This is a genomic window from Robiginitalea insularis (assembly GCF_052497835.1).
Window position 1 is genome coordinate 3,236,280 of sequence record NZ_CP199296.1, and the last position, 15,004, is coordinate 3,251,283.

12 protein-coding genes are annotated in these 15,004 nt (G+C 46.4%); 8 read left to right on the forward strand and 4 right to left on the reverse strand.

Going from position 1 to position 15,004, the window contains the following annotated elements:
• Window positions 1-106: 106 nt before the first annotated feature.
• Window positions 107-1,531 carry an L-serine ammonia-lyase gene (locus ACT6NV_RS14635; RefSeq protein WP_445385178.1) on the forward strand — a complete coding sequence of 475 codons (1,425 nt, stop codon included), beginning with the start codon at window positions 107-109 and terminating at the stop codon, window positions 1,529-1,531.
• 14 nt (window positions 1,532-1,545) lie between these two features.
• On the opposite strand, the gene ACT6NV_RS14640 is transcribed toward ACT6NV_RS14635, so the two are convergent.
• Window positions 1,546-2,022, reverse strand: a complete 477-nt coding sequence (locus ACT6NV_RS14640; RefSeq protein WP_445385179.1) for a nuclear transport factor 2 family protein — start codon at window positions 2,020-2,022, stop codon at window positions 1,546-1,548.
• Window positions 2,023-2,166: 144 nt separating this feature from the next.
• On the opposite strand from ACT6NV_RS14640, the gene panB reads away from it, so the two are divergent.
• Together panB and ACT6NV_RS14650 are read left to right on the forward strand one after the other, a co-directional pair.
• Window positions 2,167-2,985, forward strand: coding sequence for a 3-methyl-2-oxobutanoate hydroxymethyltransferase (panB, locus tag ACT6NV_RS14645; RefSeq protein ID WP_445385180.1), 819 nt, complete (start codon window positions 2,167-2,169; stop codon window positions 2,983-2,985).
• Between the two features lie 9 nt (window positions 2,986-2,994).
• Window positions 2,995-3,702 (forward strand): RluA family pseudouridine synthase, encoded by a 708-nt coding sequence (locus ACT6NV_RS14650; protein ID WP_445385181.1) that lies wholly within the window; start codon window positions 2,995-2,997, stop codon window positions 3,700-3,702.
• Window positions 3,703-3,711: 9 nt separating this feature from the next.
• Here the strand turns inward: ACT6NV_RS14650 and ACT6NV_RS14655 are convergent, their stop codons facing one another.
• The gene (locus ACT6NV_RS14655; protein ID WP_445385182.1) at window positions 3,712-5,256 is read right to left on the reverse strand and encodes a hypothetical protein; all 1,545 of its coding nucleotides are present in this window, start codon (window positions 5,254-5,256) and stop codon (window positions 3,712-3,714) included.
• Window positions 5,257-5,402: 146 nt separating this feature from the next.
• Between ACT6NV_RS14655 and ACT6NV_RS14660 the strand changes: the two genes are divergently transcribed.
• The 3 genes from ACT6NV_RS14660 to pheT all read left to right on the forward strand — a co-directional run bounded on the left by ACT6NV_RS14660 (window position 5,403) and on the right by pheT (window position 10,246).
• Entirely contained in the window at window positions 5,403-6,575 is a 1,173-nt protein-coding gene (locus ACT6NV_RS14660) for a 2-isopropylmalate synthase (RefSeq protein ID WP_445385183.1), read from the forward strand.
• Window positions 6,575-7,693: a 3-isopropylmalate dehydrogenase gene (gene leuB, locus ACT6NV_RS14665; protein WP_445385184.1), complete on the forward strand. Its 1,119-nt coding sequence runs from the start codon at window positions 6,575-6,577 to the stop codon at window positions 7,691-7,693. The genes ACT6NV_RS14660 and leuB overlap by 1 nt, the downstream gene beginning before the upstream one ends.
• Before the next feature lie 129 nt (window positions 7,694-7,822).
• On the forward strand, window positions 7,823-10,246 hold the full coding sequence (gene pheT, locus ACT6NV_RS14670; protein ID WP_445385185.1) for a phenylalanine--tRNA ligase subunit beta: 2,424 nt from the start codon (window positions 7,823-7,825) through the stop codon (window positions 10,244-10,246).
• Here the strand turns inward: pheT and ACT6NV_RS14675 are convergent.
• Entirely contained in the window at window positions 10,238-10,711 is a 474-nt protein-coding gene (locus ACT6NV_RS14675) for a fasciclin domain-containing protein (RefSeq protein ID WP_445385186.1), read from the reverse strand. The genes pheT and ACT6NV_RS14675 overlap by 9 nt on opposite strands.
• Before the next feature lie 288 nt (window positions 10,712-10,999).
• On the opposite strand from ACT6NV_RS14675, the gene ACT6NV_RS14680 reads away from it, so the two are divergent.
• Window positions 11,000-11,719, forward strand: coding sequence for a hypothetical protein (locus ACT6NV_RS14680; RefSeq protein ID WP_445385187.1), 720 nt, complete (start codon window positions 11,000-11,002; stop codon window positions 11,717-11,719).
• Between the two features lie 91 nt (window positions 11,720-11,810).
• On the opposite strand, the gene ACT6NV_RS14685 is transcribed toward ACT6NV_RS14680, so the two are convergent.
• Window positions 11,811-13,439, reverse strand: a complete 1,629-nt coding sequence (locus ACT6NV_RS14685) for an ABC-F family ATP-binding cassette domain-containing protein (RefSeq protein ID WP_445385188.1) — start codon at window positions 13,437-13,439, stop codon at window positions 11,811-11,813.
• Window positions 13,440-13,613: 174 nt separating this feature from the next.
• On the opposite strand from ACT6NV_RS14685, the gene ACT6NV_RS14690 reads away from it, so the two are divergent.
• Window positions 13,614-14,996, forward strand: coding sequence for a TlpA family protein disulfide reductase (locus tag ACT6NV_RS14690; RefSeq protein ID WP_445385189.1), 1,383 nt, complete (start codon window positions 13,614-13,616; stop codon window positions 14,994-14,996).
• Window positions 14,997-15,004 lie beyond the last annotated feature (8 nt).

Sequence of the window (15,004 nt, forward strand, 5' to 3'; positions counted from 1 at the left end):
GGCGAAGGAAAAGGAATGGATTTCTGCCTGTATATATTAAATTTGATAGTGGGAATCCTTCGCTGGAATTGTACCTTAGCCTTAATTAAATTCACGTTTGCGAACTATGGAATGTATCAGTGTCTTCGACATGCTTAAAATTGGAGTGGGTCCTTCCAGCTCCCACACCCTGGGCCCCTGGCGGGCAGCCGAAAAGTTTGTGGCACTCCTGGAGCGCAGCGGGAGGCTGGAATCCGTAAAGCAACTAAAAGTGAAGGTATACGGTTCCCTCTCCCTCACGGGAAAAGGACACGCCACCGATCTGGCCATATTGATGGGGCTGAGCGGGGCAGACCCCGAAACCATCCCCGTAGAAAACGTTCCGCGTACGATCCGTAAGATTCAGGAACAGAAAAAATTACTGTTGGGGTCCCGTGTAAACATCCCCTTTGATCCCGCGGAAGACTTACTTTTCCGAAGGAAGTTCCTTTCCTTCCATGCCAACGGGCTTACTTTTGAAGTGCAATTTACAGATGGCAAAGACCTCAGTGAAACCTATTATTCCATCGGAGGAGGTTTTGTAGTACAGAAGGAAAGGGTCAATTCCAAAAAGAAAACCATGGCGTTTAACGCTTTTCCCTACCCGGCCCACAGCGGGAAAGAATTGCTGTACTACTGCCAGCAGGAAGGCAAACCCATCTCCAGGATCGTTCTGGAAAACGAGTTGTCCCTCAGAAGCTCTGAAGAGATCGATGCCGGGATACAACGAATTTGGGATACCATGCTGGAAAGTATCTATATAGGTTGCCATACGCGCGGAACCCTGCCCGGAGGCCTGCAGGTGAAAAGGAGGGCTCCGGATATGTACGAAAACCTCAAAGGAGAACTCCCCTACACCGGACAGGAAGACTGGCTGAAATCCATTCGTCAAACAGAGGTGAAATTCCGGCAAATCCTGAAATGGGTGAGTTGTTTTGCCCTGAGTGTAAACGAGGTTAACGCTTCCCTGGGTCGTATCGTTACAGCACCCACCAATGGCAGCGCAGGAGTTATCCCGGCAGTGCTCATGTATTACCTGGTCATTGAGAACCACGAGGCCCGTTTTGATGAAATCCGCAGGTTTTTGTTGGTGGCCTCTGAAATCGGAAGCCTTTTTAAGAAAGGAGCTACGATATCTGCCGCTATGGGAGGATGCCAGGCAGAAATAGGCGTGTCTTCTGCCATGGCCGCAGGTGCCCTGACTGAATTGATGGGGGGTAGTCCGGAACAGGTGCTCATGGCAGCCGAAATAGCGATGGAGCATCATTTGGGGCTTACCTGTGATCCTATTGGTGGGCTGGTACAGGTGCCTTGTATTGAAAGAAATTCTATGGGTGCCATTAAAGCCATTAACGCCGCCGAGCTTGCTATGGATTCGGATGCGGGAAGTGCCAAGGTGCCTTTTGACAAGGTAGTACAAACCATGTGGGAAACGGCCAAAGACATGAACTCCAAGTATAAGGAAACCTCAGAGGGGGGCCTGGCAGTTGGCGTAAACCTCAGTGATTGTTAATGCCGACTGGCTATTTAGTTTGAGTCACATCCTTTTCTTTTTCGGGTATCTACTAGGTAGATGATTTTCCAGGAATTCCCGTCGTGATATAATTGAAATGAATTTACCCCGCAATGGCTGAAGGCGCCCCTAAGATAGAATTCATAAGGGGTCCAGGCATTGGCCATCATACCATCTGAATGAATGGTATAATCGAGTAATTTTTCCTCGATCTGCACGGAATCCGGGATTGAACCTATGGACTGAAGAAATGCGTCCATATTTTCAGTCCTGAGCTGAGTAGCTCCATCCGGGGTTTTCCCGATGGTCTGCAAAAACACCTTCTCAGCGAGTACTGATCGCATTATGGCGGTGTCCCTTTTGTGAAAACCTTCAAAAAAATGGTCTATAACTGCCTTTACTGCTTCGTAATCCGCTCCGGACTGGGCCTGCATCTCCCCGGGGAGCAGGCAGAAAACCATAAGGCTACAGGCTGCAAAGTATTTTTTCATAATGTGCTTTTTGGTCTTTCTAAATGTAATTCAATTTTATCCAATTGAAAAAGCAGCAGCTGCTCAGGCTAAAGGATCTGCATCCCCTCAAAAAAAAGGGCTGTGAAAAATGCTTACATTTGGGAGCATAAAAACATCGGCTCAATGTCTACCGCAAAGAAAGAATACAAACGCGTCACGGTTAAATCCCTGATCGAAATGAAGCAACAGGGCGAGAAAATATCCATGCTCACTGCCTACGATTATTCCATGGCCAAAATTGTGGATGCCGCCATGATAGACGTTATCCTGGTTGGGGATTCTGCCAGCAATACCATGGCCGGGCACGAAACCACCCTGCCCATCACCCTGGATCAGATGATCTACCATGCTTCCTCTGTAATTCGCGCGGTAAACCGGGCCCTGGTAGTAGTAGACCTCCCCTTCGGAAGTTATCAGAGCGACCCTAAGGAAGCACTGCGTTCAGCTATCCGTATTATGAAAGAAAGCGGGGCACATGCCGTGAAAATGGAAGGAGGAGTGGAAATAAAAGAATCCGTCAAACGGATTTTGAATGCGGGAATTCCCGTAATGGGCCACCTCGGCTTAACCCCGCAAAGCATCTATAAATTCGGAACCTATACGGTCCGTGCCCGGGAGGAGGAGGAAGCTGAAAAACTCCTGGAGGATGCCTTGTTGCTTCAAAGACTGGGGTGTTTTGCCCTTGTCCTGGAGAAAATACCTGCTGCGCTTACTCAAAAAGTTTCTGAAAAGCTTACCATCCCCACTATCGGGATTGGCGCCGGAGTGGATGCAGACGGGCAGGTGCTCGTTATTCATGACCTGCTGGGAATGACACATGAGTTCAATCCCCGATTCCTCAGGCGGTATATGAATCTGTATGAAGATATGGGAAAAGCCATAGGGCAGTATGTAGCGGACGTCAAATCCAGGGATTTTCCAAGCACTTCTGAGCAGTATTAATTCCAGCATTTGAAAACGAGAATTGAGCACAGTCGGCCGGATAACCTGCAGGTCCTTTACGAAGACAACCACCTCATCGCGGTCAACAAAAGGGTTGGGGATATCGTGCAGGGAGATAAGACCGGAGACCTACCCTTATCCGAAGTGGTTAAGGAATTTCTCAAAGAAAAATACAATAAACCCGGAGACGCCTATCTGGGAGTGATACACCGTCTTGACCGGCCTACCAGCGGAGTAGTAGTATTCGCAAAAACTTCAAAGGCCCTGAGCCGCATGAACCGCTTGTTTGCGACCAAAGAGGTAGAAAAAACCTACTGGGCGCTGGTCTCGGAGAAACCGCCCATGGAGGCAGACCGCCTGGTTCATTACATGGAGCGAAACCCTAAACAAAATAAGTCCTATGCCTTTGATACAGAAGGCAAATCGCGAAAAAAAGCTATCCTCAACTATCGTTTGTTGAAACAACTGGATAATTACTATTTACTGGAAATACAATTGGAAACCGGGAGGCATCATCAGATCCGGTCGCAGCTGGCGGCCATTGGCCTTCCCATCAAAGGAGACCTTAAATACGGTTTTGCGCGTTCCAATGCTGATGGAGGGATTCACCTGCACTCCCGAAAGCTTTCCTTTGTACATCCGGTTAGTAAAACCTCAATTGAAGTGGTTGCCCCGCAACCCGAGGAGGCACTCTGGAAGGCCTGTGTCCGGGATTAAATCAATATTTTAACGCCTTATGGCCTGTGCTTTTTCCCGGATAATTTCAGCAACGGGCCTGGATTGCAGATGGCTCTCCAGCCAGGACAGGATATCCAGGTAAAGGAAAGCCCTTTTTTCGTACGGGTGGTCCTCAAATGCTTTCAGGCGTTCATAGAGTTCCTGAAAGGCTGCCTTGAGTTCATTGGGGTAGATTGAACCAATTTTCCGCAGGAAGGTGATCATTTCACGCTGTACGCCGTGCAGTTCATTCATCTTCAGCAGGAATTTGTAAGTACTTTTGAGCTGTACTTCCAGGTGGTAGTCCATCCCTGCCTCAAAATGGGCGACCAGGCTCAGAACGCGGGCAAAACACATCAGGTCTTCCCGCATTTTCAGGTTCTTGTTCTGAATGATTTTTTTCAGGTACTGTATACACATTTTATGGTCGCCTACCCCGAAATACAAACAGGCAATTTTGTAATAAAAGATCATTATGTGATGCTCATCCAGCCGGTCTCTGTGTTTGTTAATCCCGAATTCAACAATTTTAACCAGGTACAGGCCTTTCTCAAAAGTCCCTTCCAGAAAATGCAGGTTGAGTTTATTGGTGTTTACATAGAGGAATGCCAGGGAGGCAAGATTATCATTTCGAGGAAAGTCTTTTCCGGAAACCACTGTTTCCAGCCGGTCCAGAGTAGCGCGAAACTGACTGGCATACTTGACATAAAACAAGGATTCCAGTAAATAGTTGTTCCCTTTCAGATAGAAGACGGGATTGAGCAGAATCATATCGGGCTGCTCGTTAAAGAGATCTACCCATTTGCTGGAGTATTTATAGGAGGAGAGAAAATCCTGGGTAAGGAAACTATACCACAAGTGTGCTTTGTACAGCCACAGTTTTTCCCTGAATCCCATTAATTTCATAGGGATGTCCGGCAAGTGGCTGTCAAAATAATCCGTGACCTTACGGAAATCCTCGTCGTTGCGGACATAGCCCATTTTTAGCATCATACTGTAGAGCTGCAGGGAAAGGTTTGAGAGTTTACTGGTGATGGCGTTCTGCTCCGATAGCCTTTCGGATTGCGAGGTGAGTTCGCTGGCGCGGTCCGGGATACTCCTGGTTATGTACTGGGTTTCAATAATTTTCTCGAGCTCCACAATTTCATAGGCAATGTTTTTTTCTTCATTCTCTATGGCCAGGTATTTCACCTTATCCAGGATCTTCAGGCTTTGTTTATAAAGCCCCTTCTGATATAAAATCGTTGCGAAATCGAGTTGTTCCCGAATCTGAACCCGGATGTTTTGGTTAACGGGGTTTAGCCTCAGACTAATGAGGATTTGTTTGTATAAATGGGCTTTCAGATTTGAGAGTTGCGATTTTTTTACAATACCACTCTCCAGAATGACCTCTTCATCATAGCCCTTAAGCTTGTCCATCAGATTGAAAAGTGCCAGAAATTTGGCATCCGTATTGACCCCCAATCTGCCTACATAAAGCTTAAATTGTCTTTTCTCAGATTTGGAGAGTGATTTGACCAATACAAACAACGCATCTTTATGGGTGCTAGTCATCGTAAAAAAATAGTATTATAAACCTGGCTATCAATAACTTAAAGATGTCGAAAACCTCGTAAACGTTGTAAATGCTTCTCTTTGGCCGCAGGCTTTTGTACGGCTCCCATTATATTCGTACGGGTGAATAAAAGTAAGTAATTATAATGAGTAAAGACAAGGTATATATTTTTGACACTACACTGAGGGATGGAGAACAGGTCCCGGGCTGTAAACTGGATACTGAGCAGAAGCTGGTTATTGCTGAACGCCTGGACCAGCTGGGAGTGGATGTGATTGAGGCCGGCTTCCCGATTTCAAGCCCCGGTGATTTTAAATCCGTTTCTGAAATTGCTGAAATTGTCAAAAATGCGACAGTCTGTGGTCTTACCAGGGCCGTTCGCAAGGATATTGAAGTGGCGGCAGAGGCAATTAAGCATGCCAAACGCCCCAGGATTCACACTGGGATCGGTACTTCGGAGTCCCATATAAAATACAAGTTCAAGGCCACGCAGGAGCAAGTCCTGGAAAGGGCCGTAGAGGCCGTGAAATACGCCAAGTCCTTTGTTGAAGATGTGGAATTCTATGCAGAAGATGCCGGAAGGACCGATAATGAGTTTTTGGCCAGGGTTTGTGAAGCGGTTATCAAGGCGGGTGCCACTGTTCTGAACATACCTGACACCACCGGTTATTGCCTGCCTGAGGAATACGGGGCAAAAATGAAATATCTGCGTGAAAATGTTACGGGTATTGAAAAAGCCATTCTCTCCTGTCATTGCCATAATGACCTGGGCCTTGCCACCGCAAACTCTATAGCCGGGGTTATTAACGGAGCCAGGCAAATAGAATGTACCATTAACGGGATAGGCGAAAGAGCCGGAAATACCTCCCTGGAGGAAGTGGTTATGATCCTGAGGCAGCACCCTTATCTGAACCTGGATACTGATATCAACAGCAAGCTGCTTTATGATACCAGCCAAATGGTCTCCAGCAAAATGGGAATGCCGGTACAGCCCAACAAAGCCATTGTTGGCTCCAATGCTTTTGCACACAGTTCCGGAATTCACCAGGACGGGGTTATCAAAAAGCGAGAGACTTATGAAATTATCAATCCGGAAGACGTAGGGGTTACCGAATCCTCTATTGTCCTTACGGCCCGAAGCGGGAGAGCAGCACTTGCCTACCGTGCCAAAAAAGTAGGATACGAACTCACTAAACTCCAGCTGGATACGGTATACGATGAATTCCTCAAATTTGCAGATCGCAAAAAGGAAATTGTAGACGAGGATATCCACGCCATCGTGGTTGCCGCAGATATAAACATAGAAAGTCTCGCTTAATGAAATTAAAAATAGCCTTATTACCCGGCGACGGAATCGGACCGGAAGTTGCAGCGCAGGCCGTTGCCTGCCTTCAGGCCGTGGAAGAACACTTCGGACATACCTTTACCTTCAGTGAAGCATTGGTCGGAGCTATTGCCATTGAAAAGACCGGAGACCCTTTGCCCGAAACAACCCTGAACCTTTGCAAGCGGTCTGATGCCGTATTATTTGGCGCCATCGGGGATCCCAAATACGACAATGATCCGGGAGCCAAGGTTCGTCCTGAGCAGGGCCTGCTGAGGCTTCGGAAAGAACTGGGGCTGTTCAGCAACATACGCCCCGTAAAGGTATTCCCTACCCTTCTCGATAAATCACCCCTTCGAAAAGAAATTGTCAGTGGTACTGATTTTGTTATTTATCGGGAACTAACAGGAGGTATTTATTTTGGCGAAAAGAAATGGAGTGAAGACGGAACTACCGCTTCGGATCTCTGTGAATACCATGAATCCGAAATTAGCCGGATTGCCCACCTGGCCTTTAAGGCAGCCAAAAGCCGCAGGCAAAAGCTAACCCTGGTAGACAAGGCCAATGTATTGGAGTCCTCCAGGTTGTGGAGGAAAGTAGTCACCAAGATATCAGAAAGCTATCCGGAGGTAACCCTCAATTATCTTTTTGTGGACAATGCGGCCATGCAACTTATCCTGAACCCCAGTCAGTTCGATGTGATCCTTACCGAAAACATGTTTGGGGATATCCTTTCGGATGAAGGAAGTGTTATTGGTGGGTCTATTGGTTTGTTACCCTCGGCCTCCGTGGGAACGGAAAATGCCATGTTTGAACCCATACACGGGTCCTATCCACAGGCAACGGGTAAGAATATCGCCAATCCGATCGCCTCCATATTATCGGCCGCCATGTTGCTGGATCACTTTAACTTGAAGGAAGAAGCAGCTGCAGTGGTCAATGCCGTTAACAAAGCGCTTAAGAAGGGATTGGTTACGCCCGATCTGAATCCGAAAAGCAAGTATGGAACAGATGACGTAGGCCATTTTATAGCCAGCCATATTTCGGATGAGGACGATTACAGGGGCCTGAATAAAGAAAATATAGGGTTGGGAAAATCAACGATCATTTAATTCCCGCTTTTGAATTACCCTGAAGAACCCCCTGAAGCCTTTCGGGGGTTTTTTATACCCTCCTGCAAGTATTGCGCCTTATGGAAATCTTAATACAAACGCTTATCTTTGGTGGCTTAAATCAGAGGAATGAAAATCTCCTATAACTGGCTTCGGCAATTTTTGGAAATAGACTGGGATGCAAAGCAAACCGCTGAACTGCTAACCGATCTGGGATTGGAAGTAGAAGGGATCAGCCACTTTGAATCAGTTAAAGGAGGTTTGCATGGGGTTGTGGTAGGCGAGGTAACCAAATGCATTAAGCATCCGAACGCGGATAAACTCAAGCTTTGTGAAGTAGCCCTGTCAGATTCTGAAACCGTCCAGATTGTCTGCGGCGCCCCTAACGTTGCAAAAGGCCAGAAGGTGCCTGTAGCAACTATTGGCTCTACCCTTTACGACGCCGAGGGAAATCCATGGAAGATCAAAAAAGGGAAAATCCGGGGAGAAGTTAGCCAGGGAATGATTTGCGCAGAAGATGAATTAGGCCTGGGCGAAAGTCATGATGGGATCATGGTGCTGGATGACAAAATTCCGGCAGGGACTCCCTTAAGCGAGGTCTTTGAAGTAGAAGAGGACGAAGTATTTGAAATTGGGCTTACCCCCAACCGGGCCGACGCCATGAGTCATTTTGGGGTGGCACGGGATTTAAGGGCAGGCCTGAAACAACGAGAAATTTCCAAAGAACTCATTACTCCATCCGTAAGCAGCTTTAATGTAGACAACCGTTCTCTGCGTATTGATGTGGATGTGGAACGTACAGACCTGGCACCGCGCTACTGCGGGATAACCATCGGCAATTTAATTGTACAACCCTCCCCTGACTGGCTTAAAAACCGGCTGAGGGCCATTGGTTTAAAACCCATCAATAATGTGGTGGATGCCACCAACTACGTACTTCACGAGCTGGGGCAACCCTTACATGCTTTTGATGCAGACAGGATCTTCGGAAAAAAGATCATTGTCAAAACCGTTGCCGCGGGTACTAAGTTCATGACCCTAGACGGGGAGGAACGCAGCCTTCACGAAGAAGACCTTATGATTTGTGACGGTGAAAAGCCTATGTGTATAGCCGGTGTTTTTGGCGGCATCAATACTGGGGTGACCGAAAATACGCGTTCCATCTTTCTGGAAAGTGCTTATTTTAACCCCGTAAGCATTCGGAAAACGGCGAAAAGGCACGGGCTCAATACAGATGCTTCCTTCCGCTTTGAAAGGGGCATCGATATAAACAATGTTGAATACGCACTGGTTAGGGCAGCATTGCTGATCCGGGATATCGCCGGCGGGGATATCTGTTCGGACATAGTGGATTTATACCCCAACAAGATGCAGGACCATAATGTGTTCCTGACATTTGATAAAATAAATGGCCTTATTGGTCAGGAGGTCCCAAGGGATACTATAAAATCCATCCTGGCCTCCCTGGATATCCGTGTTAAAAGCGTCACGGAATCCGGCCTGGGCCTGGAAATCCCGTTTTACCGTGTGGACGTGCAGCGGGAAGTTGATGTTATCGAAGAGATTTTAAGGGTTTATGGCTACAATAACATCCCCAATAATGATAAGTTTACCGCTTCTATTGCCCCTCCCCTTGAAATTGAAAACCACAGGATACAGGATAAAATAGGAGACCAGCTGGCGGCCCAGGGATTCTATGAAATTTTGGGTAACAGTCTCACAAACCCGGCTTATCACCAATTGCTGGTTAAAAAAGCAAGTGAAGAGATCCGGTTGCTAAACCCGCTGAGTCAGGAATTATCGGCTATGCGAATGGATATGCTGAGTAATGGCCTGGAGACCGTTGCCCACAACCTGAACCGAAAGCAACAGGATTTACGTTTTTTTGAGTTCGGTAAAGTGTACCATTATAGGGAAGCTAATCGTATTGAAGAAAACAGGCTTTCTCTGATTATCAGTGGTAATACACACAGGGACCACTGGACTGCCAAAGGCCTTCCCATGGGCTTCTTTTACCTGAAATCTGTGGTATTTTCCATCCTCAGGCGGCTTGGCCTTACCGATTGCGATGAAATCCCACTCACGGATGATCGCTTTTCTGAAGCCCTGAGCCTGGTCTATTCCGGTAAAAAACTAGCAGAATTCGGCCTGGTTAAAACGGGCATATGTAAAGCCTTCGATATTAAACAAGCTGTTTTGTTCGCCTCGCTCAACTGGGATGAATTGATTAAGCTGGCGGGGGACGCTGCATTTACCTTCACAGAAATCCCAAAATATCCTGAAGTAAAAAGGGATTTCGCCTTGTTGCTGGACGATCATATTTCCTTTGAAGCCGTACATAAACTGGCTCTGAAGGCGGAGCGTCAACTGCTGCAGGATGTACAGTTATTTGATGTTTATACAGGGGGTTCTCTGCCGGATGGCAAGAAATCCTATGCAGTGAGCTTTAGTCTGCTGGACCGTAAAAAGACGCTTACTGACAAACAGATCGATGCTGTAATGAACAGGCTGCAAAAGCAATTTGAAAAAGAATTGGGTGCAGAATTAAGGTAAACTCACCGCCTGTGGCAAAACCAGGCTGTCTATCTGATGGAAGATCAGGTTATCCCTGTTGGAATCGGCATTTATAATCCTGGCGGTATTCCCGGAGCAATCCCATAGTACAATATCCGTCCCCTGCATACTGGCCAGTAATTCTTCTCCCTGAATGGTAGTTAGCCTGGCCACTCCCCCGCCCCGGCACATGGCTTTCAGAATTCTTGAGGCTGTGAGCTCCCCCGCCACTATATGATAGGATAACAGGGATTTCAGGGTTTTTTTGTTCTCAGGCTTTAAAAGCTCCCGAATCTGTGAGGGTTTAAGACGTCCGAAAGCTTCGTCTGAGGGTGCAAATACGGTAAAGTTCCCTTTACCTTTAAGCATTTCCATCATATCCGTTGCTTCTGCAACATTGAACAAGGTCTTGTAGGTTACAGACTGTTTTACGGGTTTTAAGGAGGCGGTTTGAATTAAATCCATTGCAGGCTTGCTGGAAGCCTGTGCGCTGCTGAATGAGGCGACAAGTAGGGCCGCCACCAAGCATAATAAGCCTGATAATTTCATAGATAAATTCACTTTGGGGTTGAAAGTAATTATCGATAAACGGTAATCTTTCAACGACAATATACGCATTTTGGACTATTATCAGATCTTTCGGTAAACCATGACTTAGATTATTAACTTTTATTTAACATTCATAAGTTTAGCCAGGGAGTTGACTTGAGGGCAGTCATTCTTTATTTTTGAGCATTGCTAAAAAAGAAATTAATGTTGAAAAGAACCGATATTGAGCAAAGACTATCTGCTTTGCAAGAGACGAAATTCCAGGAGGTCGCCCTTCAGGAACTGCTGCAAGCCCATGCCATAAAAGAGGCCTCAAGAACAGAGATGGAAGCCGGCCTTGTGCAGGCACCTGAAAAATCAGTCCCTGTAAACAGTTTTGACTTCGACCTGCTGGATACTTCCCGTATTTATCATATGAGGCATATCCGTCAGATATGCATTGATTACAGACTGCGTTTTCTGGACCTTAAATATTTTAAGCCGGAGCTACCGGAAGAAGCGCATCAGGCCATTGCTGAAATAGAAGCAATGCATGAAACCAGCCTGGAAAATTTTAAAATCATCGCCCCTTCGAAGCTTTTTAAATTGGCAGACAAGGATGATCCCTTATTATTCGTACCCATGGGAAATGACTATTTCTACCTGGTACACAAATGGGGGAATGACCTGCATCCGCTTCGAAAATTACTGGTCTGGCCATTCAGAAATATCATCAATCTGAGCTTAGTGGTACTTTTTGTCAGCCTGTTGGCTACTTTTTTGGTTCCTGCCGGCCTGTTCTCAAAGAACAATAGCAGTGCCGAATTCTGGATTATCTTCTTCTTTATGTTCAAATCCATTGCAGCCGTTGTAATTTTTTACGGATTTGCCCTGGGCAAGAATTTTAATCCGGCCATATGGAACAGCAAATATTTTAATGCCTGAAGCCCTTAAAAGGTTCTTGCTTTGAAATTGAAACTGCTGCTCTGAGCCATTCAGTAGAAGCGCCCCTCCTGGCCTCTGAGTAGCAACTCCCTCAGACGGTTACGCTATAACATTTATCGCGTTGTTCCCGTATGGCGGGATCAGACATATAATCGTCAAAGCTCAGATAACGGTCAATGGTATAGCTGGGGGTAAGTTCCACTATTCTGTTGGCAACAGTTTGTGCAAACTGATGGTCATGGGTGGTGAAAATAACTGTCCCCTTGAATTGCTTTAAGGAATTGTTGAAAGCGGTAATACTCTCCAGATCAAGATGGTTTGTGGGCTCATCGAGCAACAAAACATTGGCCCTCAGCAGCATCATACGGCTGAGCATACAACGAACCTTTTCGCCACCCGACAGTACTGTACATTTTTTGAGGGCCTCCTCACCGCTAAACAGCATTTTCCCCAAGAAACCCCTCAGGTTTACTTCTTCTTTTTCTTCTTGTGTTTTGGCCCATTGCCGCAACCAGTCTACCAAATTTATATCCTCTTTAAAGAACGAACTGTTGTCCGATGGCAGATACGAAGTTGAAGTGGTCACCCCCCATTGGAAGGATCCTTCATCCGGCTTTCGTTTCCCACTGATTATCTCGTAAAAAGCAGTAGTGGCACGGGAATCCCTGGAGATAAGTGCTACCTTATCCCCTTTTGCCAGATTCAGGTTCCCCTTGCGAAACAACCAGTCTCCGTCTTCGCTGCGTGCAGCCAGGCCTTCCAGATTCAGGATCTGATCGCCGGCCTCCCGCTCCCTTTCAAAAATTATAGCAGGGTACCTGCGGCTCGAGGGTTTGATATCTTCCACCTTCAGTTTTTCAAGCATTTTTTTACGCGAAGTGGCCTGCTTGCTCTTGGCTACGTTGGCACTGAAGCGCTGTATGAACTCCTGAAGCTCTTTGGCCTTTTCCTCTGCTTTTCGGTTCTGCTGGGCACGCTGCCGCGCCGCAAGCTGACTGCTTTCATACCAAAAAGAATAGTTTCCACTGTAGAGGTTGATTTTGCCAAAATCGATATCAGCAATGTGGGTACATACCGCATCGAGGAAATGACGGTCGTGGGAAACTACAATTACAAGATTCTCATAGTCTGCGAGAAAATTCTCAAGCCATTGTATGGTATCGTAATCCAGGTCGTTGGTAGGCTCATCCATTACCAGTACATCCGGGTTTCCAAACAGGGCCTGAGCCAGCAAAACGCGGACCTTTAACTTGGCCTCCACTTCAGACATCAGGGTGTAGTGCAGGTCTTCTGAAATCCCGAGGTTTGAGAGCAGGGCTGCCGCATCGCTGTCTGCATTCCAGCCATCCATTTCTTCAAAAGCAACCTGCAGTTCGCCGATACGATCAGCATTGGCGTCATCGTAATCCGCGTAGAGGGCATCCATCTCTGTTTTGATATCGAACAGCGGTTTATTTCCCCTGAGCACCGTCTCCAGCACTGTATGGGAATCGTGAGCGTTGTGATCCTGCTGCAGAACAGACATGCGTTTCCCCGGTTCCAGGTGTACCTGCCCGGAGGTAGGGTCAATTTCACCGGAGAGGATTTTTAAAAATGTAGACTTTCCGGCACCGTTAGCCCCTATTACGCCGTAGCAATTTCCTGAGGTAAAGGTAACCTGAACCTCATCAAAAAGCACTCTTTTGCCGAATTGAACAGATAAATTGGAAACAGATAACATGTACTGATTTTTAAATTTTTGCAAAAGTAATCAAAATAAAACGTTGTCACTATTAAAAGAAGACGTTAAATACCGGGGTTTTCGGGAGTCTTTAAGGGTTTTTTAACTAGCCGTTAACAGGGAGCATTCCCACCTTTATTTAGCTTTGTTCAGCGTTCATGCAGTTAAGATCATATGTATAGACTTTTACTCGCTATCCTCATTATTACGTTTTATGCCTGTGAGAACAGGGAGGAGCCCAAGTCGGGTACCTACCTGGCAGGGGAAATCGTGAACCCTACTTCACGGCACGTAAAACTGTTTAAAGGTGAGGAAGTCATAGATTCCGTCCCCCTGAATGCTCAAAACCGTTTTGAATTCCGACTGGATTCCATTGAGGAAGGGCTCTATAATTTTTCCCACGATCCTGAATTCCAATATGTATATCTCGAAAAAGGGGATAGTATTCAACTGCGTTTGAATACGATGGCCTTTGACGAATCCCTTACCTATTCAGGAACCGGCGAGGTGGTGAATAATTTTATGATTAACCTCTATCTCGAGCGCGAAAGGGAGGACGAAGTAATTAAAAAGTCATTTATCCAATTGGAACCAGAGGTGTTCGCCTACAAGATGGATTCGCTGGTTGACAAACAATTGAATGAATTGAACCAGCTTCAGGGCGAAAATGATATTTCCGAACCAGCCTATGATTTGGTAAAGGCCAGCATCCTTTATCGATCTTATTTTTATCGCGAAAGCTATCCGTTCTGGCATAAAAAGGAATCGGCTGATAAAACGCTTCACAGCCTGCCGAAGGATTTTTACGACTATCGCAATAGCATATCCTACAACAATCCGCAGCTCACCTACTTGCGTCCCTATTACGAGTTTATGAAATACCATATCGGAAACCTGGCCTATATGGGATGCCGGAAAAGCTGTTCCGATATGAAGGGGACTATCTCCAACCAGTTGCATTTTAACAGGCATCAATTAAAACTGATTGACAGCCTGGTAAAACAGGAAACGCTACGGGATAATCTTTTTCGTACTGTCGCTTTTGACTACCTGCTGAAAAACGACTCAGACGAGAATTACGCCCTTTTCATGGAAGATTTTCACAACTTATCCGGTAACAACCGGCATCTGCAGGAAATCAATGATCTGAGCGAAGGAATACGGAGTTTACGGCCTGATAACGAGTTGCCAGATCTGAATCTTTACAATACTTTGGGAGAAGAAGTTTCCTTAAGGGATATAAGTAAGAACGACGAAGTGGTTTTCTACTTCTGGACGGGGCCCCAACCCAGACACCTGAAAAATATTACAAGACGGGTCCGGGACCTGGAAAAAATTCACAAAGACCACCGCTTTATAGGAATCTGTATTCGCACAGGGAAAGAACAGTGGGAAACCCAGTTAAAATCCCATGGCCTGAATCCTGAAAACCAGTTCTGGGCAAAAGACTACAATACCCTCACCCACCGCCTGGTTGTTAACAACCCCTACAAGGTGATCATTGTCCGGGACGGACGCATAATAGACGGTTTCGCCAACCTGAATACTTCCTTTTAATAACTACG